The following is a 25,842-nucleotide window of genomic DNA, read 5'->3' on the forward strand; positions in this document are numbered from 1 at the left end:
TCCGGATAGTACGTGCTCGGATTACTTCTCGTGCGGGCCACGTCACAGGTCCGCCGGATGCGAGGAGGTAGTCGTGGCACCCAGCCAGTCCCTGGAGATCACGGTCACGGGCGGCGGCCTCGGCGGGCTGACCGCCGCACTGGCCCTGCGCCGCCAGGGCTTCCGGGCCACCGTGCTCGAGGCCGCGCCGCAGCTCGGCGAGGTCGGCGCCGGGATCCAGACCGCCCCCAACGCCAGCCGCATCCTGTTCGGCCTGGGGCTGCGCCGGTCGCTGGAGCGGATCCACACCGCCCCGCAGGACCAGGTGCGGCGGCGCTGGGCCGACGGCTCGATCATCGCCCAGCTCCCGCTCGGGCAGCAGGTCGTCGAGGCCTACAGTGCGCCGTACTGGCACTACCACCGCGCCGACCTGCACCGGGTCCTGCTCGATGCCTGCCTCGACCCGGACGGCCCCGGCCCCGCCGTGACCGTGCACACCGACGCGAAGGTCGTCGAGCTCGACCGCAGCGACCCGGGCCGCCCGGTGGCGGTCACCGCGCGCGGGCTGCGGGTCGCCGGCGACGTGCTGGTCGGCGCCGACGGCATCCGGTCCGGGGTGCGCGACCTCGCCGGGTTCGACGACACCCTCGCCTTCTCCGGCGAGATGGCCTACCGCGCCCTGATCCCCGGCGAGCTGATCGCCGCGGACCCGGCGACCCGGTTCCTGCTCGACCGCTACCACTCCACGATCTGGTACGGCCCCGGCAAGCACCTGGTGCACTACATGATCCGCCGCGGCGAGTACCTCAACGTCGTCGCGATCGTGCCCTGCACCGAGCAGGTCGAGCGCGACTGGAGCGCCCCCGCCACCGCCGAGGACCTCGTCGCCGACTTCGCCGACTGGGACGACCGCGTCCCGGCGATGCTGTCCAAGGCCAAGGACGACGTCTCGGTGTGGGCGCTGTACCGGCGCCGCCGCGACCCGGTCTGGCTCGACGGCCGGGTCGCCCTGCTCGGCGACGCCTGCCACGCGATGCTCCCCTACCAGGCCCAGGGCGCCTCGCAGGCGATGGAGGACGCCGCCGTGCTGGCCGAGGAGCTCGGCGCGGCCGGCCGCGGCGGGATCGACACCGCGCTCGCGCGGTACGTGCAGCGCCGCGCCAAGCACGCGGGCGTCGTCCAGGATGCCTCGCTGCAGAACATGGACTTCTACCACCTGCCCGACCAGGGCCCCGGCAAAGTCGCTAGATGATCTTGTAGGTGGTCAGTGGTCGATGGGGGTCGCGGGCGTGGTGGCGGAGTGCTGCGGCGATGTTGCTGACGCCGTGCAGGCGTAGCGCGGTGATCGCGAGGTTCCGCAACGCCGACATGACCTGCGGGGCGTGACCGGTGTGGGCGGTGGCGCGGTCTTCGTCGAAGCAGACATCACGGACCCAGTGCAGGCGATTCTCGATCGACCAGTGCCCACGGATCCAGCGGGCGAGCAGTCCTGGATCGGCGTCGGTGCTGGTCAGGCTGGTGATCGCGTAGGCGGTCTCGGTTCTCCACTTCCCGCCAGGCCGCAGTGGGCGACGCCGGCGCACCAGCTTGATCGCCTGGGATGCGTGGGGGAAGAACTCTGCGCCCAGGTCGGGACAGGGGTGCAGGCTGACCACGCTGATCGTGCGGGTCTCGACGCGGCCGTGCCCACGCCCGCGTTGACGATCAGCGACGCCGATCTGGGTCCAGGGCAGCGCCCGTACCCGTGCCAGCAGCGTGGGCTGGTTCGCTTTGATCGTCATCAGGTAGTGCCCGCCGCGGCGGTGTAGGTAGTCGGCGTGGGCTCGCTGGGTGTGCAGAGCGTCCGCGGTGACCAGTACATCGTCGAGGTCGAGGGGGTCGAGCAGCGCGGTGAACGCGGTGATCTCGCTGCCCTTCTCTGCGACCTGAACCTGGCCGAGCACGCCACCGCTGGTCTGGTCGAGCACCGACACCAGATGCGGGAGCCAGACCCTGCCGTCGGCGGCACGGACGCGGGCGCCGCGCAGGGTCTTGCCGTCCAAGGCCAGCACGCGACGCTGTTCTCGCCGGGGTGTGCCCTCCGCCGCCGGCTGGGCGCTGAGCTGGGGCAACACCCAGGACTGCAACGCCGCCTCCAGCGCCGAGGCGTCGACCCGTTGCAGGACCCGGCGGATGGTCGACTCGTGCGGAGCGACCGCGCCCACCCCGAGCACGTCCAGCACGGCGCGGCCGACGTCATGGGCGTACTCGGCGATCGCGGTGAACGACCGGGCCCCCGCCAACACCGCGCACGCCCCCAGTAGCAACACCGCGAGGACACCGTGGCGGACACCGCGTGGTTTCCGCGGGTCCGGCACTCGCGACAGGGCCTCCACCAGCGACAACCCCGCCGCCTCACCGACCGGCGCGGCTCTCCCCGCGTCAGGACCGACCTCCAGGCCTTCCAGAGCAGCAACGATCGGAGACACTGACACTGCGGACACAGGCTTCCTGACGTGAGCAAGGATTCGACACCCTCATGATCACGCCAAGCCTGTGTCCGCACCCACCCCCACCCCCCACATCACCGCAGCTCAGGACCCACCCATCACGACTTTGCCGGGGCCCTGCCTGCCCGACGGCCCCGAGCAGCGTGAACGCGACGAGAAGCTGCGCCGCTTCCAGGGCGAGTCCGACGTGTCCTACGACTGGCTGTGGCGGGGTTCCCCGTTGAACGATCCGGACGACGAGTCCGTCACCTACCCCTTCGCCCGATAGAGGAGCACCGACATGCGTACCGGAGACCAGGTCGTCCAGGACCTGCCCTGGCGCTGGGGCGTCCAGGGGAAGATCTTCCTCATCGGCGGCCTCGGCTACATGTTCGACGCCTGGGACGTCGCCCTCAACGGCTTCCTCACCCCACTGCTCGGCGTCGAGTTCGACCTCTCGACCGGCCAGCGCGGCCTCGTCGCGACGGCCAACCTCATCGGCATGGCCGTCGGCGCCGTCGCGTTCGGCACGATCGCCGACCGGATGGGCCGCAAGCGGGTCTTCAGCATCACGCTGCTGATCTTCGCCCTGTTCTCCGTACTGGGCGCCTTCTCCCCCAGCTGGGAGGTCTTCCTGGCACTGCGCTTCCTGGCCGGCATCGGGCTCGGCGGCTGCATCCCGGTCGACTACGCGATCGTCAGCGAGTTCTCACCCCGGCGCTACCGGGGCAAGGTGCTCGCCGCGATGGACGGCTGGTGGCCGATCGGCGCCACCCTCGCCGGGCTGTCGGCGACCCTGCTGGTGCCCGTCGAGGGCAACTGGCGCTGGATGCTCGCGCTGATGGTGCTGCCCGCGCTGCTGCTGGTCTGGGTCCGCCGCGGCGTCCCGGAGTCCCCGCTCTACCTGGCCCGGACCGGCCGCGAGGCCGAGGCCCGCGCCGTCATCGACGACATGGTCCGCCGCACCGGCGCCCCCGTCGAGCAGTACACGATCACCGCCGCCGCGCCGGAGCCGACCACCTCGCGCCGCCGCGGTCTCGGCGCGCTGGCCGAGCAGCTACGCATGGTGTGGTCGTTCAACCCGCGCATCACCGGCGTCGCCTGGTCGCTGTTCATCACCGTCATGGTCGTCTACTACGCCGCGCTGTCCTGGATGCCGTCGATCCTGCGGGCCCAGGGCATGGGCGAGGTGGCCGCGTTCGCCTCCACCACGGTCATGAACGCGGTCGGCATCCTCGAGGTCATCACCTCGGTGCTGCTGGTCGAGGTCGTCGGCCGCAAGTGGGTCATCGGCGTCGCGGGACCGTGCGCCGCACTGTCGCTGGTCGTGTTCTCGCTGGTCATGGGCTCGTCCACGGCTGCGGTCGCGATGATCGCGGTGTTCGGGTTCTTCGCCCTGGTCGTCATCCCGGTCATGTACGCCTACGTCTCCGAGCTCTACCCCACCGAGCTGCGGGCCTCGGGCTTCGGCTGGGCGTCGTCGTCGAGCCGGGCGGTGACCGGCTTCGTCCCGCTGATCTTCGGCAGCCTGCTGTGGCCGGTGCTGGGCCTGCCGCTGACCTTCACGCTGATGGCGCTGCTGGTGGTGGCTGCGGTGACGTTCATGGCGCTGGGCGCCCCCGAGACCCGGGGTCGCGAGCTGGACCGCATCACCGGCGACGAGCAGACCCTCGACGCGCCGGCCGTGGAGCGGGTGGAGAAGGCGTGAAGCCCGCCGCGTTCACCTACCACCGGGCGTCGTCGGTGCGCGGGGCGGTCGACCTGCTGACCGAGCTGGCCGACGACGAGCCCAAGCTGCTCGCCGGCGGGCAGAGCCTGGTCGCGATGATGAACTACCGGATGGCCCGCCCCGGGCACCTGATCGACCTCACGCACGTGCCGGGTCTGGCCGGCATCCACCGCACCGGCGGTGCACTCCGGATCGGCGCACTCACCACGCACCGGGCCGTCGAGCGGGCCGACCTCGGGCCGGACTTCGCGGTCCTGTCGGCCGCGATGCGCTGGGTCGGGCACCTGCCGATCCGCACCCGCGGCACCGTCGGGGGGTCGATCGCGCACGGCGACGCCACCGCCGAGTGGTGTCTGCTGGCCGTGCTCCTCGACGCCGTGGTCGTCGCCGAGGGGCCGGGCGGGCGCCGCGAGATCCGGGCGCGGGAGTTCTTCCTCGGCCCGTTCACCACCGCCCTGGCCCCCGACGAGGTGATCGTCGAGGTCGTGTTCCCCCGGCCCGCGCCGCGGGCGGCGCTCACCGAGTACGCCGACCGGCGTGGCGACTTCGCCGTCGTCGCGGCGGGGGTGGACCTGGACACCGAGGAGGTCGTGCTCGGTGGGGTCGGCGCCGTCCCGGTGCTGGTCGGCCCGGCCGGGACGCCGTCGGAGATCGCCGACGGGCTGGAGCTGCGCGACGAGGCCGGGATCCCCGCGGCGTACCGCCGCGGCCTGGTCCGCACCCTCGTCGCCCGGGCACGGGAGGAGGCCGCCGGTGGCTGAGCCCGGATTCCGCCGCGACGGCAGCTGGGTCGGCGCGTCCGTCCCGCGCCGGGAGGACCCGCGGCTGCTCACCGGCCGCGGCCGGTTCGTCGACGACATCACCCTGCCCCGGATGCTGCACGCCGCGTTCGTGCGCAGCACCGAGGCACACGCCAGGGTGGTCGACGTCGACCTGTCCGAGGTCCGTGCGGTCCCCGGCGTCGTCGCCGCGTTCGCCGCCGCCGACCTCGCCCTGCGCGACATCACCGCGTTGCTCGACCGGCCGATCGAGGAGTTCGTCCCGACCTCGATGCCGGTGCTGGCCGGGGAGAAGGTCCGCTACGTCGGCGAGCCCCTCGCGATCGTGCTCGCCACCGACCCCTACGCCGCCGAGGACGGGGTGGAGGCCGCCGTCGTCGAGCTCGACCCGCTCGACCCGGTGGTCACCGAGGCCGCCGCGCTGGCCGCGGCCGGCCCACCGGTGCACGACGAGGCCCCCGGCAACGTGCTCGTGGACGTGTCGCTGTTCGCGACCGAGGGCATCGACGACGTGTTCGCCGACGCGCACACGGTCGTCTCGGTCGAGGCACGGACCGGTCGGCAGAACGCGCTCCCGCTGGAGACCCGCGGCGTCGTCGCCGACTGGGACGACCGCGACGAGCAGCTGGTCGTGCGCACCTGCACCCAGGTCCCGCACCAGGTCCGCACGGTCCTGGCCCGCTGTGCCGGGCTCGACGAGAGACAGGTCCGGGTCCTGGTGCCGGACATGGGCGGCGGGTTCGGGCAGAAGTGCGTCGTCGGCCGGGAGGAGATCGTCGCCGCGGCCGCCGCGAAGCGGCTCCGCCGTCCGGTGAAGTGGATCGAGGACCGGCGCGAGGCGCTGACCGCGAGCTTCCTGGCCCGCGAGCAGCACTACACCGCCCGCGCCGCGTTCACCGCCGACGGGGAGATCCTCGCCCTGGAGTCCGACGTCGTCTGCGACATGGGCGCCTACTCCTGCTACCCGTTCACCGCGGGCATCGAGCCGCTGATGGCCTCGGCGGAGATGCCCGGCGTCTACCGGGTGCCCGCCTACCGGGTGCGCGGCCGCGCGGTCACCACGAACAAGGCGCCGACCGCGCCGTACCGCGGGGTGTCCCGGCCGCAGTACGTGATGGTGATGGAGCGGCTGATGGAGCGCGCCGCCCGCGAGCTCGGGCTCGACGCCCTGGAGGTCCGCCGCCGCAACCTGATCACCGAGTTCCCCTACCGCGGGGTCAACGCGATCACCTACGACCCGGGGTCCTACCGGGAGTCCCTCGACCTGTGCGAGCAGGTGCTGCGCGACGAGGGCTGGCCCGGGCGCAGCCTGTCCGACGGCCGGGTCCTCGGCATCGGCTACTCCTGCTTCTCCGAGCGCACCGGCTACGGCTCCGGCGCGTTCGCGGCGCGGAAGATGCAGGTCGTCCCCGGGTTCGACCTGTCCCAGATCACGATGGACCTGGACGGCACGGTCACCGTCACCACCGGCACGCTCTCGCACGGCCAGAGCCACGAGACGACCTTCGCCCAGATCGTCGCCGACCGGCTCGGCCTGCCCTACGACAAGGTCACGATCGTCCAGGGCGACACCGACCGGATCACCTACGGCTGGGGCTCGTTCGCGTCCCGCTCGGTGACGATCGGCGGGTCCGCGGCGGCCGCGGCGGCGGTGAAGCTGGGCGACCAGCTCCGTGCCCTGGCCGCACACCTGGCCGGGACCGACGTGGACTCGGCCCGGCTCGACGGCCGCGGCGGGGTGCGCGCCGGGGACCGCACGTTCTCCTACGCCGAGCTGGCCGACGTCGCCTACCTGCGCGCGCACCTGCTTCCCAAGGAGGTCGGGCCGGGCCTGACCGCGACGGCGAGCTTCGACGTCGGCGGCGACGGCACGTTCTCCAACGCCACGCACGGCTGCGTCGTCGCGCTGGACCCGGGCACCGGCGGCGTGGAGATCCTGCGCTACGTCTGCGTCGAGGACTGCGGCGTCGCCATCCACCCGCGCGTCGTCGAGGGGCAGGCCCGCGGCGGCATCGCCCAGGGCATCGCCGGGGCGCTGTTCGAGCAGGTCGTCTACGACGAGCTCGGCCAGCCGCTCGCGCCGAGCTTCATGGAGTACAAGGTCCCGACCGCCGCCGAGATCCCCGACGTGCGCATCGAGCACCTCGAGACGCCGTGCGCGTTCACCGCCGACGGCGCGAAGGGCGCGGGCGAGGGCGGCACGATCGGCGCCCCCGCGGCCGTGCTCAACGCCGTCAACGACGCGCTGCGCACGACCGGCGTCGAGCTGGACTCCACCCCGATCCCCCGCGCCGCCCTCTTCGCGGCCCTGAACCAGGAGGCATCGTGACCGACGTCCAGCTGGTCGAGCTGACCGTCAACGGCGAGCGTCACGAGCTGGCGATCCCGCCGCGCCGCACGCTGGCCGACGTGCTCCGCCACGACCTGGGGCTGACCGGCACCCACGTCGGCTGCGAGCACGGGATCTGCGGGGCGTGCACCGTGCTCGTCGACGACGCGCCCGCCCGCGCCTGCCTGCTGTTCGCCGTGCAGGTGGAGAACGCGGCGATCCGTACGGTCGAGTCGCTGTCCGGGCCCGACGGCGGGCTGTCGGACCTGCAGCAGTGCTTCGGTGAGCACCACGGGCTGCAGTGCGGCTTCTGCACCCCCGGGTTCCTGATGCTGGCCGAGGGCTACCTCGCCGAGTCCCCCGACGCGGATCGTGAGCAGATCCGCGAGGTCGTGGCGTCGAACCTGTGCCGGTGCACCGGCTACCAGACCATCGTCGACGCCGTGGAGGACTGCGCGGGCCGGCGCCGCGCCGCGCTGCAGTCCGCACTGGACTCCGCACCCCGTTCCGCACCGCAGTCCGCACCGCAGTCCGCACCGCAGTCCGCACCGCAGTCCGCACTGGACGGAGCGTCCGCATGAGCCCGCACGCCACCGGTCTGCACGGGGCCGGCACCGACGCGACCTATGCCACGGCCGGGTTCGGCGCGGCCGCGCGGCGCGGGACCCGGCCCGCGGTCGTCGTCGTGGACCTGACGGTCGGGTTCACCGATCCCGCGCTGCCCACCGGCAGCGAGCTGTCCGAGGTCGTCGCGGCGACGTCGACCCTGGTCGGGGCGGCCCGCACCCTCGACGCCCCGGTGGTGTGGACGACGATCGCCTACACCCCCGCCGAGCTCGACACCCTGCCCTGGCTGGTGAAGGCGCCCGGCATGCGCTCGCTCGTCGAGGGTTCGGCCGCCGTCGGCTTCGACCCCCGGCTCGACGTCCGCGGCACCGACCACACCCTGACCAAGAAGGGTGCCTCGGCGTTCTTCGACACCGGGCTCGCGACCCTGCTGCAGTCCTCCGGTGTGGACACCGTGCTGGTGTGCGGGGCCACCACCTCGGGCTGTGTCCGCGCGACCGCCGTCGACGCCGTCCAGTCCGGTTTCGGCGTGCTGGTGCCGCGTGAGTGCGTCGGCGACCGCGCGGCCGGGCCGCACGAGGCGAACCTGTTCGACATCCACGCCAAGTACGGCGACGTGATCGGTCTCGACGACGCGCTCGCCTACCTGAAGGGACTCCTGTGACCGTCACGTCCACCCGTCTCCGGCAGGTCCGCCAGGACGCGCTCGCCGACCTCGCCGACGTCCCCGCCGTGTCCCGCTGGGTGCGGCACGGCGACCTGGCGCTGCACGCCCTGGACTACGGCGGCGACGGCGTCGCCGTGCTGGTCCTGCCCGGCATCACCAGCCCCGCGGTGACGATGGACTTCGTCGCCCGCGAGCTCGTCGACCTGTGCCGCCCGGTGGTGCTCGACGTCCGCGGTCGCGGGCTGTCCGACACCGGCGGCTCCTGGACCCTCGACGACTACGCCGGTGACGCGCTGGCCGTGCTCGACGCGCTGGAGCTCGGCCCCGACACCATCCTGTTCGGGCACTCGATGGGCGCCCGGATCGCCGCCGTCGCCGCGACGCGACGGCCGGTCGGCGGCGCCGTCCTCGTCGACCCGCCGCTGTCGGGACCCGGCCGCTCGCCGTACCCGACGACGCTGGAGGCGTTCCTGGGCCAGCTGCACAAGGCGCAGCACGGCACCGACGCCGACGGGGTCGCGCGGTCCTGGCCGCGCTGGCCCCGCCGCGAGCAGGAGCTGCGCGCGCGCTGGCTGTCCTCCTGCGACGAGGCCGCGATCGCCGCGACGCACGCCGGGTTCGAGTCCGAGGACTTCTTCGACGTCTGGCCGAGCGTCCCGGCGCCGGTGACGCTGCTGTACGGCGCGGACTCTCCCGTCGTGCCCGCGTCCGGGGTCGCCGAGCTCGCCGCCGCCCAGCCGGACGCCCGGCTCGTCGCCGTCCCGGACGCCGGGCACATGGTGTTCTGGGACAACCCGGCCGCGGCGCTGGGGCTGCTGCGCACGACGCTCACCGGGCTCCTCCGGGGCTGACCCCGCCCCGCCCAACGCCGCCCCGGCTCCCGGGGCGATCGGCGCGGGCCTACCGTCTCGGTGTGCAACCGTGCCCGCGCCCGATCACGTCCCTGCTGCGGGCGGCCGTCCTGCTGGTGGCCGCCCTGCTCCTGGCAGGCTGCTCCGCCGACCGTCCCGCCAGCTCGTCGGCGCAGGACACCGAGCCCTGGCCGGGACAGACCGCCTCGGAGCGGGTCGGCGCCCCCGGGCTGGAGGCGCTGCGGACCAAGTTCCGCTTCTACGCCCAGGACCCCTGCTGGTCGGGCGACGCGGCGAAGGTCTTCCCGCGCTGCGGCCGGTTCACCACCGAGATCCGCAACGTGCTGCCCCAGGTCCGGCAGGACGCACCCGCCGCGGCCACGCAGGCCGACCTCGTCGGGAAGGCGCTGGACGACTTCGCCGCGAAGGGCTGCCAGGCCGACCCGGGCACCCTCGCCGAAGGCGACGCCACCGTCTGCGGCCCGGCGTTCCGCGCGGTCCAGGAGACCGTCCAGGGCATGGCGACGGCGGCGGGCGCCGGAACCTGAGGGCCCTGCGCCGTCCATGATCGCCAGGAGTGGAGTCCGGAGCGCAGTCCACCGGCCTCGGCGCTCCACTCGTGCCGATCATGGAGCGACGACGCCGCCGCGCCGCCCGGCGGCCGCACCGTACCGACGGGCGCGCCCTGCCCGACGGAGCGCAGCTCTACCAACGGCGCACACCCTCACCCCGCGGCAGCCCCGGTGAGGAACGCGTCCAGCTCCGCCCGGGTCGGCGCCGTGGCCGGCCCGTGCCGGGTGACCGCGAGTGCCGCGGCCGCACCGGCCCGGGCGACCGCCTCGGACCACGCGGTGCCGCGCAGCAGCTCCGCGGCCAGGACACCGCAGTGCGCGTCCCCGGCGCCGTTGGTGTCGACGGCGTCCACCACCGGCGCCGGGACGGCCTCCACCGTCCCGTCGCGGACGACCACGCAGCCCGCGGCTCCGTCGCGGACGACCACGGCCGCGTCGTCGCGCAGTTGCCGGGCCAGCGCCCCGGCGGCACGCGCCGGGGTCGGCTCCCCGGTCAGCAGCCGCGCCTCCCGGGCGTTGGTGCTCAGTACCCCGGTCGCGGCGAGCATCCGCTCCCACAGCGTGTCCGGCACGTCCGTGACCAGCGGCCCCGGATCGAGCAGGACCGTCGCCGACGACTCCTCGGCCGCGGCGAGCAGCGCCCCGGCCTTGTCCGGGACGAGCAGGCTGTAGCCGGACACGTAGAGCACGTCGTCGGCGGTGGTCGCGGGGAGCCCGGCGGGGAGCGCGGTCTCGACCCCGCTGCCGGTGACGAAGGTCCGCTCCCCGGAGGGGTCGACCAGGGTCACGCAGATCCCGGTGTCGCCACCGGGGTCGGGCGGCGCGGTCACCGTGACACCCTCCGCGGCCAGCGCGGCCCGCACCAGGTCGCCGTGCGGACCGGTGCCGTGCCCGCCGGCGTAGAGGACCTCGGCCCCGGCCCGGGCGGCCGCGGCGACGACGTTGAACCCGCCGCCGGGCAGCATCGTGGTGCCGGTGGCGAGCACGTCACCGCCCGGCGGGGGCAGCGCGGGAACCTGCATGACCAGGTCGACCAGGACCTGTCCGGAGTGGACGAGCCGGCCGGTCACCGCTGCTCCCGGGCCCCGCCCAGCGCGGCGTACACCCCGGCCGCGACGACGAAGGTGATCACCCAGGCCAGCCCGTTCTCGCCGAACCAGGTGCCGGCGAGCGGCCCGGTGAACCACGGCTCCGACGACGGCCCGACGGTGGCGAACAGGTAACCGACGACGATCGCCAGCGCCCAGGCCGCCGCCGCCCGCGGCTCGATCCCGCCGCGGTACCAGTAGCCGCTGCTGTGCGAGGTGTCCATCAGGGCCACCGGGTCGTAGTGACGGCGACGCAGCATGTCGACGGCGAACACCCCGACCCAGGCGGTGATCGGCACGGCGAGGGCGCTGATGAAGGCGATGAACGGCGGGTAGAAGCCGTCGGCGATCAGCATGAAGTAGATCGCGCCGACGAAGGTCACGAGCACGTCGACGACGACGACGGCGTACACCCGCGGCAGCCGCACGCCCAGGGTCAGCGTGGTCAGCCCGGCCGAGTAGACCGACAGGTGGTTGGACAGCAGCAGCCCGCCGAACGCGGCGACCAGGTACGGGATCGCCATCCACGCGGGGAGCAGGTCGCGGATCGCGGCGACCGGGTCCTCGGCGGTGGCCAGGGTCGGGTCACCGGCGGCGAGCAGGCTGCCCAGCGAGATCAGCAGCACCAGCGGGATGCCCGCACCGGCCGCGGCCGAGGCGACCAGGGAGCCGGCCCGCATCGACGGGGACTGGTAGCGGGACATGTCGGCCGAGGCGTTGGCCCAGCCGATGCCGGTGCCCGCCGCGATCACCCCGACCGCGGCGACGACCGCACCCGACGGCGCGGGGGCGGCCGCGGCGACCGCGGCCCAGTCGACGGTGGCGACCAGGAACCCGCCGACGACGATGTTCAGCGCGCCGAACACCCAGGTCGCCCAGCGCTGCACCGCGACGAGCACCGCGTGCCCCAGCCCGGCGACGAGCACCGTGCACAGCACGAACACCGCGATGCAGACGATCGTGATCACCGGGTGGTCCTTCGCCGACGGGCTGGTGCCCGCGACGATCGTGACCAGCGACAGCAGCGCGAACGCGGCCGTGGTGGTGTTGACCGTCTCCCAGCCCAGCCGCGACAGCAGCGAGACCAGGGTCGGGCCGATGTTGCCGCGGGCGCCGAACACCGCACGCGACAGCGTCAGCCCGGGGGCCCCGCCGCGCCGCCCGGCGATCGAGACGGCGCCGACGATCGCGAACGACCCGACGCTGCCGAGCACCGCGGCGATCACCGCCTGGGTGATGTTCAGCCCGGAGGCGACCAGCGTCGCGCCGAGCGGGAGACCGAGGATGGAGATGTTCGCGGCGAACCAGACCCAGAAGAGCTGCCCCGGGCGGCCGTGCCGTTCGGCGACCGGGACGGGTTCGATGCCGCGGGTCTCGAGCGTGCCGGTCCCGGCGGTGCCGGTGTCGGTCGTGCTGGTGGCCATGTCGGCCTCCTGTCAGGATGGAAGGCGGAGGCGGAGCAGCCCCTCGACCACGTCGTCGAGGGGATCGAGCAGGGCGGCGTTGACCCGGCGAACGGTGCCGACGAGGTCGGCGGGCAGTGCGGCGGCGCCGTGCACCGCTCCGAGGACCGCGCCGCAGATCGCGGCGACGGTGTCGGTGTCACCGCCCAGCGAGGCGGCGGTGACCAGCGCGGCCCGGGGATCGTCGCCGAGGGCGGCGGCGAGCCCGAGGGCCGCGACGACGGACTCGGTCGCGGTGACCGAGGTGCCGACGACGTCGACGACGGTGTCGGCGAGCGCGGCGCGGTCGAGCCCGGGCAGGACCCGGAACGCGACGTCGAGGCGGGCGGCGACGTCGGCGCCCGCCGCCCAGCCGCCACGTCGCGCACCGGCCCGGGCGGCGTCGAGCGCGGCGTCCAGCGCGGCAGGGAGCCCCGCGCCGGACACCCCGGCCGACACCGCGGCGGCCACCGCGGCGGCGGCGGCGATCCCGGGTGCGGTGTGGTGGGTGACGACCGCGGACTCCACCACGGCGTCGAGGAGCCGCGGACCGGTGTGCGCGATGCCGACCGGCGCGACGCGCATCGCGGCGCCGTTGGTGACGCCGTCGCGGCCCGCGAGCTCCGGCGGCTCACCGTCCGCGAGCCGGGTCAGGGCCCGGCGGGTGGACGGGCCGAGCAGGTCCAGCGACCCGCGCCGGATCATGTCCTGCTCCCACGCCTCCAGGGCACCGGCGAACACCCGGGCCGGGACATGGCCGCCGTGGTCGAGCAGGATCCGGGCGAGCAGCAGCGCCTGCTCGGTGTCGTCGGTGACGGTGCCCGCCGGGAGCTTCGGGGCGATCGGCTGGTCGTCGGCGCCGTCGAGGAGCCGGTCGACGACGCCGTAGCGCTCGGTGATCGCGGCCCGGGACAGCGACTGGGTGGGCATCCCGAGGGCGTCGCCGACGGCGAGGCCGAGCAGCGCGCCCATGGCGCGGTCGTGCGGGTCGCTCACCGCTGCTCCCCGAACGCGAGGTGGAACCGGAAGCGCTGCGGATCCAGCAGGCTGACGACGTGCTCGACGAGCCCGCCGCGGGCGTCGCGGGTCGCCCGGACGGCGCGCAGGAACAGCTCGCCGGGCTCGCGTTCGAGGGTGACGGCGTCGGCGGTGTCGAGCGGGGCGACCGAGATCCACTGCTCCCCCGCGACGCCGAGCAGGCCCGCCGCGGCGAGGGTGGCGGTGATCGAGCCGTCGACGAGACCGGTCTCCGGGAGCCGGGCGAGGTCACCGGTGGCGGGCAGCGAGGCGGTCTCCAGCGAGACCGGGACGGACCCGGCCCGCCGCAGCCGGCGCACGGTGACCAGCGGCCCCTCGTACCCGGTGGGACCGGGGTCGCCGCCCGCGGCGATGCCGAGCAGCTCGGTGCGGACGGCCGCGCCGGACGCGGCGAACGCCTGCGCCCAGCCGAGCCGCTGGTCCAGGGGCGACCCGTCGAAGGTGACGAACGAGCCGACACCGGTCTCGGTGGTGATGAGGTCGCGCCGCGCGAGCTCGGCCAGCGCGCTGCGGACCGTGCCGCGGGAGACGGCGTAGGTGCGGGCGAGCTGGTTCTCCCCCGGGAGCTGTTCACCGTTCGGCAACCGGCCGGAGCGGATCCGCCCGGCGAGGTCCTCGACGAGGCGCGCCCTCTTGGAGCGGCCACCCTGTTCAGACATGTACAAACATGTACAGCAGCAAGGCGCCCCCGTCCACCCCCACGTCGGCACCGGTCCCGACGTCGTGATCGCCGGGCGTGGAGTGCGGACGCCAGCCCGGCGACCCCTGCGCTCCACACCCGGCGATCACGGAGGCGGTCGGGCCGCGGACACGACGAAGACCCGCGTGCCGGTGCGGCACGCGGGTCCCGGCCCCACGGGGCTCAGCCGGCGAGCCGCGCCCCCGCCCCGGGCACCCGCGGCTCCAGCCCGAGCTCGGTGAGGATGCGGTGCGCCGTCGCAGTGGCCGCGGACAGCACCGGGATCCCCACTTCCTCCTGCACCGCCTCGATCGACGGCAGCGACGGCATCTGCACGCACGCGCTGAGCACCAGCGCGTCGGCACCGGTCAGGTCCAGCCTGCGCCAGTGCTCGCGCAGGTCGGCCGGGTCGAGCCGGGCGACGGCGAGGTTGTCGGGCACCTCCAGCGACAGCGAGTCGACGACCCGCACCCCCGCGTCCTCGAGGTAGTCCACGACCGCCTTCGTCAGCGGCTCCAGGTACGGCGTGATGATCGCGACCCGCTGCGCCCCGAGCGCGGCGATCCCGGACAGCAGCGCCCCCGCACTGGAGACGACGGGCGCCTCGGAGCCCTCGACCCGCAGCGCGGCGGTGATGTCGTCCTCGGCGGTGCAGTGGTAGCCGGGGCCCTGCGCCATGATCGCCACCAGACAGGCGGTCGCGACGACGTCCGGGCGGGCGTCGGCCAGCTCGGCCGCGGCCCGCCGGGCCTGGGAGTTCATCGCACGCAGCTGCTCGGGCGTCACGTGCTGCATCCGGGCCCGCGCCGCGTGGAAGACGAACCGGTCGTCGGGCAGCACGTCCTCGCGGGCGCGCAGCATCCGCGGGAGCTCGGTCTCCATCGTGAGGTTCGAGCTGGGGACGATCATCCCCACGTGGTGGTCGGTCATCGCTTCCCCACCGGGCGCATCTCCGGGACGGTCAGCTCCCCGGCGTCGACGATCAGCTCGTCGTCGAGGAACAGCGAGTTGCCGCGCATCGGGATGTCGAAGTGGCAGGCGGTGTCGTTCGGGCCGCCGAGCTCGTTGTTCGGGCCGATCGAGAACATGACGTTGCCGTAGAAGCTGCGCAGCTCCATGCCCATGCCACCGCCGAACTGGGTCAGGCCGTGCCAGTGGGCGCGCTCGTCGAGACCCCAGCCGACGTGGCTCATGCCGTAGCCTCGCGGGTCGTCGAAGCTCTCGATGTAGGAGCGCAGCAGGTCCGCGTCGAGCCCGGAGGAGCCAGCGCCACCGCGGATGTCGCGGATGAAGCCCTCCTCGATGGTGATCTCGACGGGGGTCTGCACGTAGGTGTTGAACGGCAGCAGCACGTCGCCGGGGGCGAGGACGATCTTCCCGTCGACGCCGTCGTCGGCACCGCCGGTGAACACGAAGGCGGCCGGCCAGTGGTCCCAGCGGCCTGAGGTGTCGGTGTAGCCGTACTCGCTCATCGTCGGGTACATGCCGAGCCGGTAGGTGACGTCGGTGCCGTGCGGGCTGGTGATCCGCATGGTCGACGCCTTGGCCAGCAGCTCCGCGCCGGTCTCGACGCGCTCGCGCAGCTCGGTGGTCGGCATCAGCCGGGCCAGCAGCTCGGGCGGCTCGACCGCGGTGAGGATGCGGGTGCCCGCGTCCTGGATCGCGAACTGCTCCTTGCTGAACAGCAGGAACGTGCAGTCCACGACCATGTCCGCGGCCTTGAGCGCGTCCACGGCCAGCGGGATGTTGCCCAGGCCGGAGTCGCCGACCGCCCAGGCGCCGCCCGCGCTCGCCGGCGACGGCAGCCGCATGTGGTAGCCGGTCGCACCCAGCTTCTGGATCGCCCAGAGGAAGGCGTCGGCGTACTCGGTCCGTTCCGCGCCCCGGGTGAGGACGACGACCGTCTCCCCCTCGTGCACGCCCGACAGCGTCAGCTGCTGCAGGCAGATGTCGTTGAACAGGTTCTGGTCCATCGCGCACCTCCGTGTCTCGTCCGATTAATCCGAGCACGTACTATCCGGATACGCAATACCTTGCGACGAGCGGAAACGGCACCGTCACACGGGACGGATCAGCCGGGGGCGCCGTCGCAGACCGACTTCAGCGACCGCCCGAGGGCGTTGCGGTGGACCTCGTCGAGCCCACGGGCCTGTTCGACCGCGGCCTGGGCCAGGGTCGACGGGCACTCCTCGTTCGCCCGGGCCGGGCCGGCCAGCTTCAGCGCGGCCACCAGCTCGTCGCCGATCCGGTCCAGCTGCGGCCGCACCCGGGCCAGCTCGGGCCGCTGCGCGGGACGGGTGTCGGGCCGGTCGGTCCACTGCCGGATCAGGTCGTTCTGCACCTGAGTGCTCGCCGCGATCTGGTCGGCGACGATCCGGGCCGCCCAGTCGGGGTCGGCGCCGTCGCGGGTCGCGTCGGCCCGGGTCTCGGCGACGACGGCCGCCTCCCGTGCCGGGTCGGTGACGGCCGTTCCGGTGCCGAACTTCGCCGCGGCCACCTGGTCCGAGATCCGGGCGCGCTGCGCGGACAGCTCGACGATCCGGATGAGCCCGTCGGCCGGGGACGCGCCGGGCGGGCCCTCGGTCAGCGGGAGGGGCTGGTCGCCGCACCCGGCCAGCAGTCCCAGGGCCAGGACGGCCCCGGCCAGTGCGGTACCGCGTCTGCCGATCACAGCCGCGAGCCTACGACCGCAGCGGTCGCGACCCCCCGACGCCCGCGACATTCCCGGAATCCGCCCCCTGCCCCGGTGATCCTTTCGCCACGACACACCGCGGGGGTGCGTTTCCGGTCTTCCGGAGACGCACCCCCGCGGAGAATGCAACGACGCCGGCCGTCACCCGGTCCGCGGATTCCCGTGGCCGAGTCCGGCCAGCCCGGTCAGAACCAGGCCTTGCGCCCTCCCACCGGCCGTCCGATCGCCCCCAGGATCAGCAGGACCACACCGACGATCACCAGCAGGCCGCCGAGGTAGTAGAGAATGGAGATACCGGTGAAATAGCCCACCAGCAGCAGGATCAGACCAAGAATGATCATTTCGCGTCCCCTCCCAGGAATGTGAGGGGAAAGTACTCACGTCCGGATGGTTCCGCAGCGCGGGAATCGATTCCGATGCCCGATTCGTGACCTGCCGTGCGCCGGGCGGTACGCGGGGACCGTCACACGCCGGAACGGTTCGGCCCGGCGCCGGAGGGGGAACACGGCTCTCGCACCCGAGCGCGAGGAGGACGACATGGGCCGCACCGTGGCCGACCAGATGATCGAGCTGCTGCACCAGGCCGGCGTCGAACGGATCTACGGCCTGGTGGGCGACAGCCTCAACCCGATCGCGGACGCGATCCGCCGCGACGGCCGCATCCGGTGGGTGCACGTGCACAACGAGGAGGCCGCGGCGCTCGCGGCCGCGGCGGAGGCCCAGCTCACCGGGCGGCTCGCGGTCTGCGCCGGCAGCTGCGGCCCCGGCAACACGCATCTGATCCAGGGCCTGATGGACGCCCACCGCACCGGTGCGCCGGTGCTGGCGATCGCCTCGCACATCCCGTCGGTCCAGATCGGCACCGGCTACTTCCAGGAGACCCACCCGGAACGGCTGTTCACCGAGTGCTCGGCGTACTGCGAGCTGATCTCGCGGCCCGAGCAGATGCCCCGGATGCAGCGGATCGCGATGCAGACCGCGCTCGCCGAGTCCGACGTGTCGGTGCTGGTCCTGCCGGGCGACGTCAGCGCGCTCGACGCCCCGAGCGACACCGGCTCCTCGCACCTGTCCCCGCCCACCGGCGTCGTGCGACCGTCCGAGGAGCAGGTGGCCGAGCTGGCCCGGCTCGTCGACGCCGCGGACACCGTGACGCTGTTCGTCGGGGCCGGCATCGAGCGCGCCCGCGAGCAGGTGCTCGCACTCGCCGACAGGGTGAAGGCGCCGATCGGCCACTCGCTGCGCGGCAAGGAGTGGATCCAGTACGACAACCCCTACGACGTGGGCATGTCCGGACTCCTCGGCTACGGCGCCTGCTACGAGGCGACGCACGAGGCCGACCTGCTGATCCTGATCGGCACCGACTTCCCCTACGACTCGTTCCTGCCCCAGCGCGGAACCGTGCAGATCGACGTCGACCCCGCACGCCTCGGGCGTCGCACCCTGCTGGAGCTGGGCGTGCACGGCGACGCCGCGTCCACCCTGGACGCGCTGCTGCCGCGGATCGCGGAGAAGACCGACCGCTCCTTCCTCGACCGGATGCTGCGCAAGCACGCGGAGGCGCTGGAGAAGGTCGTCGGCGCCTACACGCGCAAGGTCTCCGACCTGCGCCCGATCCACCCCGAGCACGTCGCGGCGGTCCTCGACGAGGAGATGGCCGAGGACGCGATCGCCACCGTCGACACCGGCATGTGCAACGTGTGGGCGGCGCGCTACCTGTCCCCCAACGGCCGGCGCCGGATCATCGGCTCCTACCGGCACGGGACGATGGCCAACGCCCTGCCGCACGCGATCGGTGCGCAGTTCGCGTACCCGGACCGCCAGGTCGTGTCCCTGTCCGGCGACGGCGGGCTGACCATGCTGCTCGGCGAGCTGCTGACCGCGGCCGAGCACGACCTGCCGCTGACCGTCGTCGCGTTCAACAACGGGTCGCTGGGCATGATCCGGCTGGAGATGATGGTCGCGGGCTACCCGTCGTTCCAGACCGACCACGGCCCGGCCGACCTGGCCGGGATCGCCCGCGCCGCCGGCCTGTACGCCGAGGCCGTCGACGACCCGTCGGACGTGCGCGCCGCGCTGCGCCGGGCGCTGGACCACCGCGGCCCGGCACTGGTCGACGTGCGCACCGACCCGAACGCGCTGTCCATCCCGCCGCACATCACCGCCGCGCAGGTCCGCGGGTTCGCCCTCGCCGCGACCCGCACGGTGCTCGACGGCGGCGTCGGGAGGATGGTCGAGCTGGCGCGCAGCAACCTGCGCTCGATCCCGCGCCCCTGAGCGGGGTGCGTCAGCCGGCGCGGGCGGCGAGCCCGGGGGCCGAGACCGCGTGGTCCAGCGCGATCGCGGCGGCGCCCCGGAGCACGCCGTCCTCGCCGTGCGCGTCGTCGTGCACCGGCGGCGCGAGGGCGCGACGGAAGGCCATCAGCCCGTCGTCGTAGGCGACGGCGAACGCCTCGGGCGCCGCGGCCCGCAGGGCGGGGCCGAGCCCGGCCAGCACGACGACCTCCGGGTCGTGCGCGTTGACCAGCCCGGCGGTCCCACGGGCCAGCGACGCCGACGCGCTCGTCACCGCGGCCGCCGGGCCGGGCTCGCCGGCCGCGGCACGGTCGAGCACGGCGCGGGCGTAGCTGTACGGGGCGTCCGGCTCGGGCTCGCCCAGCATCCTGGCCAGCGCCCGGCCGTCGACGCCGGTGGTCCAGCAGCCCCGCGCGCCGCAGGCGCAGCGGGCCGCCGGGTCGCCGAACGGCAGGTGTCCCAGCTCCCCCGCCGCGCCGCGGGCACCGGCCTGGGCGCGCCCGTCGAGCAGCAACGCGCCGCCGATGCCCACCTCGACGGTGAGGAACAGCGCCGTGCCCGCACCGGCCGCGGCACCGTCGCGGACCTCGGCGATGCCCGCGAGGTTGGCGTCGTTGCCGACCAGCACGGGCAGGCCCGGCCCGGCGCCGATCCGGCGCACGTCCAGCGGGCTCCAGCCCTGGCCGCCACCGGTCTCGGCGAAGTGCTCGTCGACGACCGTCGCGGCCACACCGACCCCGACCGCCACCACCGGTCCGGGTGCCTGCGCGACCAGCTCACCGACCACCCCGTCCAGCTCCGTGGCGACGGAGTCCGGGTCGCGACGCCGGTGCGGGCCCGACCGCACCGCGAACGGCACGCCGTCCAGCCCGGCGAGTCCGGCCCGCCATCCCTCGAACCGCACGTCGACGGCGACGACGCCCGGCCCGTCCGGGTTGGGCGTCAGGGTGGTGGTCGGCCGCCCGCGCCCACCGCAGGGGGCGCGCTCCTCGGTGACCCAGCCCAGGTCACGCAGCCGGGCCGCGATCTCGGTGGCCGAACCGCTGGCCAGGCGCAGCCGCCGGGCGAGCTCGACACGGGTCAGGCCGGGCTCGCGCCGGACCTCGGCCAGCACCTCGGCGGTGGCACGCCAGCGGTCGGTCTCGGCCCGTCCGGGGCGTTCGCCCGGATCGGCGACGGGCCCGGAACGTGAACCCGCTGACATCGCGGTCATCGTCGTTGACACCTCCGGCCTGCCACGATTTATCCTCGTGTCACGATGAAAAAGGCTCTCACCTCGCCCCAGTCTCCCACCACCGGGCTCGCGCTCGCCGCGATGGCCCTCGGCGGCCTGGCCATCGGCACCACCGAGTTCGCCTCGATGGGTCTCCTGCCCGCCTTCGCCGCCGACCTCGGCGCCACCGTGCCGCAGGCCGGAACCGCCATCAGTGCCTACGCGATCGGCGTCGTCGTCGGCGCGCCGGTCCTCGCCGTGCTCGGCGCACGGTGGCCGCGCAAGCACCTGCTCCTCGCCCTGGCGGGCGCGCTGGCGGTGGCCAACGTGGCGTCGGCGTTCGCCCCGACCTTCGGCACCTTCGTCGTGACCCGGTTCCTGGCCGGACTGCCGCACGGCGCCTACTTCGGCACCGCGTCGGTGCTCGCGGCCTCGCTGGTGCCGCGGGAGCGGCGCCCGCGCGCCATCGCCACCGTCATGAGCGGGCTGATGATCGCCAACATCGTCGGTGTGCCCGGGGCGACCTGGCTCGGGCAGGCGGCGGGCTGGCCGGCCGCCTACCTGACCGTCGGCGTCGTCGCGGTGGTCACGATGCTGGCCGTGTGGCGCCTGGTCCCCGACGTCCGCGAGGAGCGCCGGGGCTCGATCCTCGGCGAGCTCTCCGCGCTGCGCCGCGGCCAGGTGTGGATCACCATGGCGGTCATCGCGACCGGGTTCGGCGGGTCGTTCGCGGTGTACAGCTACATCACCCCGGTGCTCACCGAGGTGTCCGGCCTGGCCGCCGCGGCCGTGCCGCTCGCGCTCGCCGTGTTCGGCCTCGGCATGACGCTGGGCAACCAGGTCGGCGGCCGGCTCGCCGAGGCGGCGCCGGTGCGCACGATCGCGGCCGGGCTCGGCGCCGCCACGGTGTCGATGGCCCTGTTCGCGCTCACCGCGTCCTCGCCGGTGTTCGCGCTGCTGGCGCTGTTCTCCCTGGCCTTCACCACCACCGCGACCACCCCGGCGCTCGCGACCCGGCTGATGGACGCCGGCCGCGAGGGCCCGACGCTGGGCGCGGCGCTGCACCACGCGGCGTTCAACGTGGCGAACGCCCTCGGTGCCGCACTGGGCGGACTCGTCCTGGCCGCCGGGTGGGGCTGGACCTCGCCCGCCGCCGTCGCGACGGTGCTGCCGCTGCTGGGCCTGGTCGCCCTGTGGCAGGCGGTGCGGATGGAGCGCGCCGAGCGGCGCGCGGAGCTCGCCCTGGCCGCCTGAGCACTCCGGTGTAAACGAGAGGTGTCGATCGGATCACCTCTGGGAAGCCTGCCTCCGAGTTGATCGTTGCGTTAAACAACGATCCCGACGGGAGGAGACCCGCGATGACCACCGGTCTGCACGAGGACGTCCTGGACGGCGCTGTCCCGGACGGCGGGGGCCTGTACAGCGACGTCGAGGAGCTGCTCGACGCCCTCGCCACCGACCGCGACCGCGAGGCGCTGGTGCACCGCGACCGCCGGATCCGCGCCGGCGAGCTGGTGGACACGGTGCACCGGCTCGCCCACGTCCTCGACGAGCGGGTCGAGCGGGGATCGGTCGTCGCGCTGCTGGCGGGCAACACCCCCGAGGCCGTCGTCGCGCGGCTCGCGGTGACCCTGCTCGGTGCCGGGATCACCCAGCCGCACGAGGGCCTGTCGGCCGCCGCCACGGCCCGGATCGTCGCCGACGTCGAGGCGCCGCTGGTGCTCGCCGACGCCGACGCCGCCGCGTCCGCCGAGGCGGTCCTGGCTCTCGTCGACGGCGTCGAGGTCCTCTGGCTGGGTGCCCACGACGGCGGCACCGACCTGCTGGAGCTCGCCGCGACCGCGTCGGCCGAGCCGGTCCGGGGCCGGGCCCTCCCGCACGACGTCGAGCAGATCCGCCACACCGGCGGCACCACCGGGCACCCGAAGGGCATCACCTACACCTTCGACCACCACCGGCGCGGCGCCGAGATGCGCCGCCGGGCCGGCAACTTCGGCGCGGGCGCCACCGGCGGGCGGCTGCTCGTCGCCACCCCGGTCGCCCACGTCGGCGGCTCGATGGCCGACCGCACGCTGGCCGAGGGCGGCACCGTCGTGCTGCAGGACTCCTTCGAGCCGGGTGCGTTCCTCGCCGCGATCGAGCGGGAGCGGATCACCCACACCTTCCTGCTGCCGCCGCTGATCTACCGCCTCCTCGACCACCCCGACCTGGACCGGACCGACCTGTCGTCGCTGCGGTCGCTGGTCTACGGCGGTGCCCCCGCCAACCCGCGCCGCATCGCCGAGGCGCTGCGCCGGATCGGCCCGGTGTTCACCCAGTTCTACGGCCAGACCGAGGCCGGCGGGATCAGCGTGCTCACCGCCGAGGAGCACCGGAACCCCGACCTGCTCGGCACCGTCGGGCGGCCGATCCCCACCACCACGATCGCCATCACCGACGCCGACGGCCGGCCCGTCGCCCCGGGCGAGCGCGGCGAGCTGTGGGTGCACACCGGCATGGAGATGGACGGCTACTGGAAGCAGCCGGAGCTGAGCGCCGCGACGGTCGTCGACGGCTGGGTCCGCACCGGTGACGTCGCCCGCCAGGACGCCGACGGCTACCTGCACCTGCTCGACCGCGTGAAGGACATGATCGTCGTCGTGGGCGGGCACGTGTACACCTCCGAGCTGGAGGACCTGCTCATGGAGCACCCGGCCGTCCGGCACGCCGCGGTCTTCGGCGTGCCCGACGACGACGGCACCGAGACCGTGCACGCCGCCGTCGTCACCGACTCCCCGTCCCCGAGCGCGGACGAGCTGACCGAGCTGGTCGCCGACCGCGCCGGTGCGATGTACGTGCCGCGCACCGTGGAGTTCGTCGAACGGATCCCGCTGACCGGGATCGGCAAGACCGACAAGAAGCGGCTGCGCGCCGAGCTCGCCGGTCAGCCGCGCTGACGGACCGCCTCGTAGAGCACCACGGCCGCGGCGATCGAGGCGTTGAGCGAGTTGACCCGCCCACGCATCGGGATGACCACCGTGGCGTCGGCCCGGTCGAGCCACGCGTCGGTCACCCCGGTCGCCTCGGTCCCGATGACCAGCGCGCTCGGCCCGGTCAGGTCGGTGGCGGCGAGCCCGGTCGTCCCCGCCGGGGTTGTGACGAGGGTGGCGATGCCGCGCCGGTCGAGCCAGTCGAGGACCTCGGGGGTCGACGCGGACGCGACCGGCACCGCGAACACCGTCCCCTTGGACGCGCGCACCACGTTGGGGTTGGCGAAGTCGGTGCCGCCCCGCTCCGGCGTCGCGATGACCACCGCGTCCACCCCGCACGCCTCGGCGGTGCGCAGCATCGCCCCGACGTTGCCGGGCTTCTCGACGCCCTCGGCGACCAGCACGAGCGGGTCCGGCCCGAGGTCCAGCTCGTCGAGCGGGCGGCCGGGGGCCGGTGCGACGGCGAGCCAGCCGTCCGGGGACTCGCGGTAGGCGATCCGGGCGAACACCTCCCGGCTCACCGAGAACACCCGCGCCGACGGCATCCGGGGCAGCAGCGCGTCGGACCGCACCAGGTCCGGCGCCCAGTACACCTCGCTCGGCTCGACGCCGGCGTCGAGCGCGAGCGCCAGCTCGTCGTGCCCCTCGATCACGGTGACGCCCGCCGCGTCGCGGTGGCGACGGGTGCGCAGCCGGACCAGGTTCTTGACGCGCGGGTTGGCGGTGCTGGTCAGGTCGGGCACCGGACGAGCCTAGGACACCGCCGTCCTACTCCGGGGTAACCTCCCGGTGACCGGGCTGGACACGTGGAGGGTGGGACCGATGGGCGAGCCGACGGGGATCGCGGTCGAGGTGACGGACGGGGTCGCGCGGCTGCGCCTGGACCGCCCGAAGGCGGCGAACGCGCTGCACGAGCCGATGTGGTTCGGGCTGCGTGACGCGGTGCGCGAGCTGGACGCCGACCCCGCCGTGCGGGTCGTGGTGATCAGCGGCAACGGGCGGCACTTCTGTTCGGGCATCGACGTGTCGATGCTGGGCGGGCTGCGCGAGAAGGCCTCGGGTGACTCGGTGGGTCACGGCGCCGACGCGCTGCGCCGCACGATTCTCGACCTGCAGGACTGCCTGACCGCGATCGAGCGCTGCCGCACACCGGTGATCGCCGCGATCCACGGCGTCTGCCTCGGCGCGGGCCTGGACCTGGCCGTCGCCTGCGACCTGCGCTACGCGACCGCCGACGCGTCGTTCGTGCTGAAGGAGGTCGACATGGGCCTGGCCGCCGACGTCGGCGTCCTGCAGCGGCTGCCGCGCATCGTCGGCGAGGGCGTCACCCGCGAGCTGGCCTACACCTGCCGCCCGGTGTCCGGCACCGAGGCGAAGGAGCTGCGCCTGGTCAACGGCGTGTACGACGACGCCGAGGCGCTGGAGAACGGTGTCGCCGAGCTCGCCGCGTCGCTGGCGGCGAAGTCCCCGCTGGCGCTGCGCGGCACGAAGTACGCGATCACCTACGCCCGTGACCACTCCGTCGCCGACGGGCTCGACCAGATCGCCACCTGGAACGGCGGGCAGCTCGTGTCGGCCGACCTGACCGAGGCCGTCACCGCGTTCATGGAGAAGCGCCAGGGCGTCTACCGGGACTGACCCCGCCCTACCGTCGCGGGACGACCTCACCGACGACCGCGTACATCCCGGCGGGCCCGGCGGGCGACCGCCCGGCCTCGGCCCGCCAGTCGGCGACGTCGACCATGCCCGGCTCCAGCAGCTCCAGCCGGTGCCCGGGCCGGTCGACGAGCAGCCTGCGCAGCAGGGCCCGGTCCCGGGACCGGGCCGGCTGCGCGGTGTCCTGGGTGAACCGCTCGACGGTGCGCATCCGTTCGGCGATGCGCGGGTCGTCGACATCGGTGCTGCCGTGCGAGACGACGAGCATGCTGCCGGGTCCGAACGCCGTCGCGTAGCGGTCGAACAGGGCGCCGAGCAGGTCGTCGTCGCCGACGAAGTGCAGCACCGAGACCGCGAGCACGGCGACCGGCTCGGCCGGGTCGAGCAGGCCCGCCACGCCCGGGGCGGCGAGCACGGCCTCGACGTCGGTGAGGTCGGCCGCGGTGATCGAGGCCCCCTCCACACCGGTCAGGAGCTGGCGGCTCATCGCGACCGACACCGGCTCGACGTCGACGTAGGCGACGCGCGCCGTCGGGTCGGCACGGTGGGCGATCTCGTGCACCGGCTCGGCGGTGGGGATGCCGGAGCCGAGGTCGAGGAACTGGCGCACCCCCCGGTCGAGACAGGCCCGCACGGCCCGGCCGAGGAAGGCCCGGTTGGCGAGCGCGAGCTCCCGCGTGTCGGGCAGCGCGACGAGCAGGCGCTCGGCGAACTCCCGGTCGGTGGCGAAGTTGTGGCCGCCGCCGAGCATGTAGTCGTAGATCCGCGCCGGGTTGGGCAGCGTCAGGTCGATCTCGTCCACCGGGACGGGTGCGGGTTCCGGGACGGTCAT

The 25,842-nt window shown here is 74.2% G+C and carries 24 protein-coding genes and 1 pseudogene; 13 read left to right on the forward strand and 12 right to left on the reverse strand.

What is annotated here, in order from left to right; genetic code table 11:
• Window positions 1-73 precede the first annotated feature (73 nt).
• Window positions 74-1,231: an FAD-dependent monooxygenase gene (locus KPL59_RS04760; protein ID WP_226360051.1), complete on the forward strand. Its 1,158-nt coding sequence runs from the start codon at window positions 74-76 to the stop codon at window positions 1,229-1,231.
• Here the strand turns inward: KPL59_RS04760 and KPL59_RS04765 are convergent.
• Window positions 1,224-2,447 carry an ISAs1 family transposase gene (locus tag KPL59_RS04765; protein ID WP_226351754.1) on the reverse strand — a complete coding sequence of 408 codons (1,224 nt, stop codon included), beginning with the start codon at window positions 2,445-2,447 and terminating at the stop codon, window positions 1,224-1,226. The two genes, KPL59_RS04760 and KPL59_RS04765, sit on opposite strands and share 8 nt — an antisense overlap.
• Window positions 2,448-2,586: 139 nt before the next feature.
• Here KPL59_RS04765 and KPL59_RS04770 point away from each other — a divergent pair.
• The 8 genes and pseudogenes from KPL59_RS04770 to KPL59_RS04805 form a co-directional block, all read left to right on the forward strand.
• Window positions 2,587-2,736 (forward strand): annotated as a pseudogene (locus KPL59_RS04770) (FAD-binding dehydrogenase); the annotation flags it as partial.
• Between the two features lie 12 nt (window positions 2,737-2,748).
• A complete protein-coding gene (locus KPL59_RS04775; RefSeq protein ID WP_226360053.1) occupies window positions 2,749-4,155 on the forward strand; it encodes an MFS transporter in 1,407 nt (468 codons plus the stop codon).
• Window positions 4,152-4,937 carry a xanthine dehydrogenase family protein subunit M gene (locus tag KPL59_RS04780; protein WP_226360054.1) on the forward strand — a complete coding sequence of 262 codons (786 nt, stop codon included), beginning with the start codon at window positions 4,152-4,154 and terminating at the stop codon, window positions 4,935-4,937. The genes KPL59_RS04775 and KPL59_RS04780 overlap by 4 nt, the downstream gene beginning before the upstream one ends.
• Entirely contained in the window at window positions 4,930-7,284 is a 2,355-nt protein-coding gene (locus tag KPL59_RS04785; RefSeq protein ID WP_226360055.1) for a xanthine dehydrogenase family protein molybdopterin-binding subunit, read from the forward strand. The genes KPL59_RS04780 and KPL59_RS04785 overlap by 8 nt, the downstream gene beginning before the upstream one ends.
• Window positions 7,281-7,865: a (2Fe-2S)-binding protein gene (locus KPL59_RS04790; protein ID WP_226360056.1), complete on the forward strand. Its 585-nt coding sequence runs from the start codon at window positions 7,281-7,283 to the stop codon at window positions 7,863-7,865. Before KPL59_RS04785 ends, KPL59_RS04790 begins: the two co-directional genes overlap by 4 nt.
• Window positions 7,862-8,515 (forward strand): isochorismatase family protein, encoded by a 654-nt coding sequence (locus KPL59_RS04795; protein WP_226360057.1) that lies wholly within the window; start codon window positions 7,862-7,864, stop codon window positions 8,513-8,515. The genes KPL59_RS04790 and KPL59_RS04795 overlap by 4 nt, the downstream gene beginning before the upstream one ends.
• On the forward strand, window positions 8,512-9,369 hold the full coding sequence (locus KPL59_RS04800) for an alpha/beta fold hydrolase (RefSeq protein WP_226360058.1): 858 nt from the start codon (window positions 8,512-8,514) through the stop codon (window positions 9,367-9,369). The genes KPL59_RS04795 and KPL59_RS04800 overlap by 4 nt, the downstream gene beginning before the upstream one ends.
• Window positions 9,370-9,431: 62 nt before the next feature.
• On the forward strand, window positions 9,432-9,917 hold the full coding sequence (locus KPL59_RS04805; RefSeq protein WP_226360059.1) for a hypothetical protein: 486 nt from the start codon (window positions 9,432-9,434) through the stop codon (window positions 9,915-9,917).
• Window positions 9,918-10,093: 176 nt separating this feature from the next.
• Here KPL59_RS04805 and KPL59_RS04810 read toward each other — a convergent pair whose 3' ends face one another.
• The 8 genes from KPL59_RS04810 to KPL59_RS04845 form a co-directional block, all read right to left on the reverse strand.
• A complete protein-coding gene (locus KPL59_RS04810; RefSeq protein WP_226350760.1) occupies window positions 10,094-11,011 on the reverse strand; it encodes a PfkB family carbohydrate kinase in 918 nt (305 codons plus the stop codon).
• Window positions 11,008-12,453 carry a cytosine permease gene (locus KPL59_RS04815; RefSeq protein ID WP_226360060.1) on the reverse strand — a complete coding sequence of 482 codons (1,446 nt, stop codon included), beginning with the start codon at window positions 12,451-12,453 and terminating at the stop codon, window positions 11,008-11,010. Before KPL59_RS04815 ends, KPL59_RS04810 begins: the two co-directional genes overlap by 4 nt.
• Before the next feature lie 12 nt (window positions 12,454-12,465).
• A complete protein-coding gene (locus KPL59_RS04820; protein WP_075312282.1) occupies window positions 12,466-13,443 on the reverse strand; it encodes an ADP-ribosylglycohydrolase family protein in 978 nt (325 codons plus the stop codon).
• 20 nt (window positions 13,444-13,463) lie between these two features.
• Window positions 13,464-14,168, reverse strand: a complete 705-nt coding sequence (locus KPL59_RS04825; protein ID WP_226350759.1) for a GntR family transcriptional regulator — start codon at window positions 14,166-14,168, stop codon at window positions 13,464-13,466.
• 203 nt (window positions 14,169-14,371) lie between these two features.
• Window positions 14,372-15,118 carry an aspartate/glutamate racemase family protein gene (locus KPL59_RS04830; protein WP_305080515.1) on the reverse strand — a complete coding sequence of 249 codons (747 nt, stop codon included), beginning with the start codon at window positions 15,116-15,118 and terminating at the stop codon, window positions 14,372-14,374.
• Window positions 15,115-16,161 (reverse strand): leucyl aminopeptidase, encoded by a 1,047-nt coding sequence (locus KPL59_RS04835; protein ID WP_226360061.1) that lies wholly within the window; start codon window positions 16,159-16,161, stop codon window positions 15,115-15,117. Before KPL59_RS04835 ends, KPL59_RS04830 begins: the two co-directional genes overlap by 4 nt.
• A gap of 98 nt (window positions 16,162-16,259) precedes the next feature.
• Entirely contained in the window at window positions 16,260-16,859 is a 600-nt protein-coding gene (gene aroQ, locus KPL59_RS04840) for a gamma subclass chorismate mutase AroQ (protein ID WP_226360062.1), read from the reverse strand.
• A gap of 206 nt (window positions 16,860-17,065) precedes the next feature.
• Window positions 17,066-17,221 (reverse strand): hypothetical protein, encoded by a 156-nt coding sequence (locus KPL59_RS04845; RefSeq protein WP_020622688.1) that lies wholly within the window; start codon window positions 17,219-17,221, stop codon window positions 17,066-17,068.
• A 196-nt stretch (window positions 17,222-17,417) separates the two neighbouring features.
• Here KPL59_RS04845 and KPL59_RS04850 point away from each other — a divergent pair, with 196 nt between their 5' ends.
• Window positions 17,418-19,154 carry a pyruvate dehydrogenase gene (locus KPL59_RS04850; RefSeq protein WP_226360063.1) on the forward strand — a complete coding sequence of 579 codons (1,737 nt, stop codon included), beginning with the start codon at window positions 17,418-17,420 and terminating at the stop codon, window positions 19,152-19,154.
• Window positions 19,155-19,164: 10 nt separating this feature from the next.
• On the opposite strand, the gene KPL59_RS04855 is transcribed toward KPL59_RS04850, so the two are convergent.
• Window positions 19,165-20,385 (reverse strand): ROK family transcriptional regulator, encoded by a 1,221-nt coding sequence (locus KPL59_RS04855; protein WP_226360064.1) that lies wholly within the window; start codon window positions 20,383-20,385, stop codon window positions 19,165-19,167.
• A gap of 45 nt (window positions 20,386-20,430) precedes the next feature.
• Between KPL59_RS04855 and KPL59_RS04860 the strand changes: the two genes are divergently transcribed.
• On the forward strand, window positions 20,431-21,639 hold the full coding sequence (locus KPL59_RS04860) for an MFS transporter (RefSeq protein WP_075308010.1): 1,209 nt from the start codon (window positions 20,431-20,433) through the stop codon (window positions 21,637-21,639).
• Between the two features lie 104 nt (window positions 21,640-21,743).
• Entirely contained in the window at window positions 21,744-23,321 is a 1,578-nt protein-coding gene (locus KPL59_RS04865; protein WP_226350754.1) for an AMP-binding protein, read from the forward strand.
• Here KPL59_RS04865 and KPL59_RS04870 read toward each other — a convergent pair.
• Entirely contained in the window at window positions 23,309-24,097 is a 789-nt protein-coding gene (locus tag KPL59_RS04870) for an RNA methyltransferase (protein WP_226350753.1), read from the reverse strand. The genes KPL59_RS04865 and KPL59_RS04870 overlap by 13 nt on opposite strands.
• Window positions 24,098-24,176: 79 nt before the next feature.
• Between KPL59_RS04870 and KPL59_RS04875 the strand changes: the two genes are divergently transcribed.
• A complete protein-coding gene (locus KPL59_RS04875) occupies window positions 24,177-24,992 on the forward strand; it encodes a crotonase/enoyl-CoA hydratase family protein (RefSeq protein ID WP_020626272.1) in 816 nt (271 codons plus the stop codon).
• Window positions 24,993-24,999: 7 nt separating this feature from the next.
• Here KPL59_RS04875 and KPL59_RS04880 read toward each other — a convergent pair whose 3' ends face one another.
• Window positions 25,000-25,842 (reverse strand): SAM-dependent methyltransferase, encoded by an 843-nt coding sequence (locus KPL59_RS04880; protein ID WP_064485377.1) that lies wholly within the window; start codon window positions 25,840-25,842, stop codon window positions 25,000-25,002.

The organism is Pseudonocardia sp. ICBG1142, from assembly GCF_020496255.1.
GTDB lineage: Bacteria > Actinomycetota > Actinomycetes > Mycobacteriales > Pseudonocardiaceae > Pseudonocardia.

Excerpts from the sequence above, each read along its gene's own strand:
- KPL59_RS04775 (WP_226360053.1), top strand. The coding sequence starts at position 2,749 with ATGCGTACCGGAGACCAGGTCGTCCAGGACCTGCCCTGGCGCTGGGGC.
- KPL59_RS04795 (WP_226360057.1), top strand. The coding sequence starts at position 7,862 with ATGAGCCCGCACGCCACCGGTCTGCACGGGGCCGGCACCGACGCGACC.
- KPL59_RS04815 (WP_226360060.1), bottom strand. The coding sequence starts at position 12,453 with ATGGCCACCAGCACGACCGACACCGGCACCGCCGGGACCGGCACGCTC.
- KPL59_RS04820 (WP_075312282.1), bottom strand. The coding sequence starts at position 13,443 with ATGGGCGCGCTGCTCGGCCTCGCCGTCGGCGACGCCCTCGGGATGCCC.
- KPL59_RS04825 (WP_226350759.1), bottom strand. The coding sequence starts at position 14,168 with ATGTCTGAACAGGGTGGCCGCTCCAAGAGGGCGCGCCTCGTCGAGGAC.
- KPL59_RS04830 (WP_305080515.1), bottom strand. The coding sequence starts at position 15,118 with ATGACCGACCACCACGTGGGGATGATCGTCCCCAGCTCGAACCTCACG.
- KPL59_RS04835 (WP_226360061.1), bottom strand. The coding sequence starts at position 16,161 with ATGGACCAGAACCTGTTCAACGACATCTGCCTGCAGCAGCTGACGCTG.
- KPL59_RS04845 (WP_020622688.1), bottom strand. The coding sequence starts at position 17,221 with ATGATCATTCTTGGTCTGATCCTGCTGCTGGTGGGCTATTTCACCGGT.
- KPL59_RS04850 (WP_226360063.1), top strand. The coding sequence starts at position 17,418 with ATGGGCCGCACCGTGGCCGACCAGATGATCGAGCTGCTGCACCAGGCC.
- KPL59_RS04855 (WP_226360064.1), bottom strand. The coding sequence starts at position 20,385 with ATGACCGCGATGTCAGCGGGTTCACGTTCCGGGCCCGTCGCCGATCCG.
- KPL59_RS04860 (WP_075308010.1), top strand. The coding sequence starts at position 20,431 with ATGAAAAAGGCTCTCACCTCGCCCCAGTCTCCCACCACCGGGCTCGCG.
- KPL59_RS04865 (WP_226350754.1), top strand. The coding sequence starts at position 21,744 with ATGACCACCGGTCTGCACGAGGACGTCCTGGACGGCGCTGTCCCGGAC.
- KPL59_RS04875 (WP_020626272.1), top strand. The coding sequence starts at position 24,177 with ATGGGCGAGCCGACGGGGATCGCGGTCGAGGTGACGGACGGGGTCGCG.
- KPL59_RS04880 (WP_064485377.1), bottom strand. The coding sequence starts at position 25,842 with ATGACCGTCCCGGAACCCGCACCCGTCCCGGTGGACGAGATCGACCTG.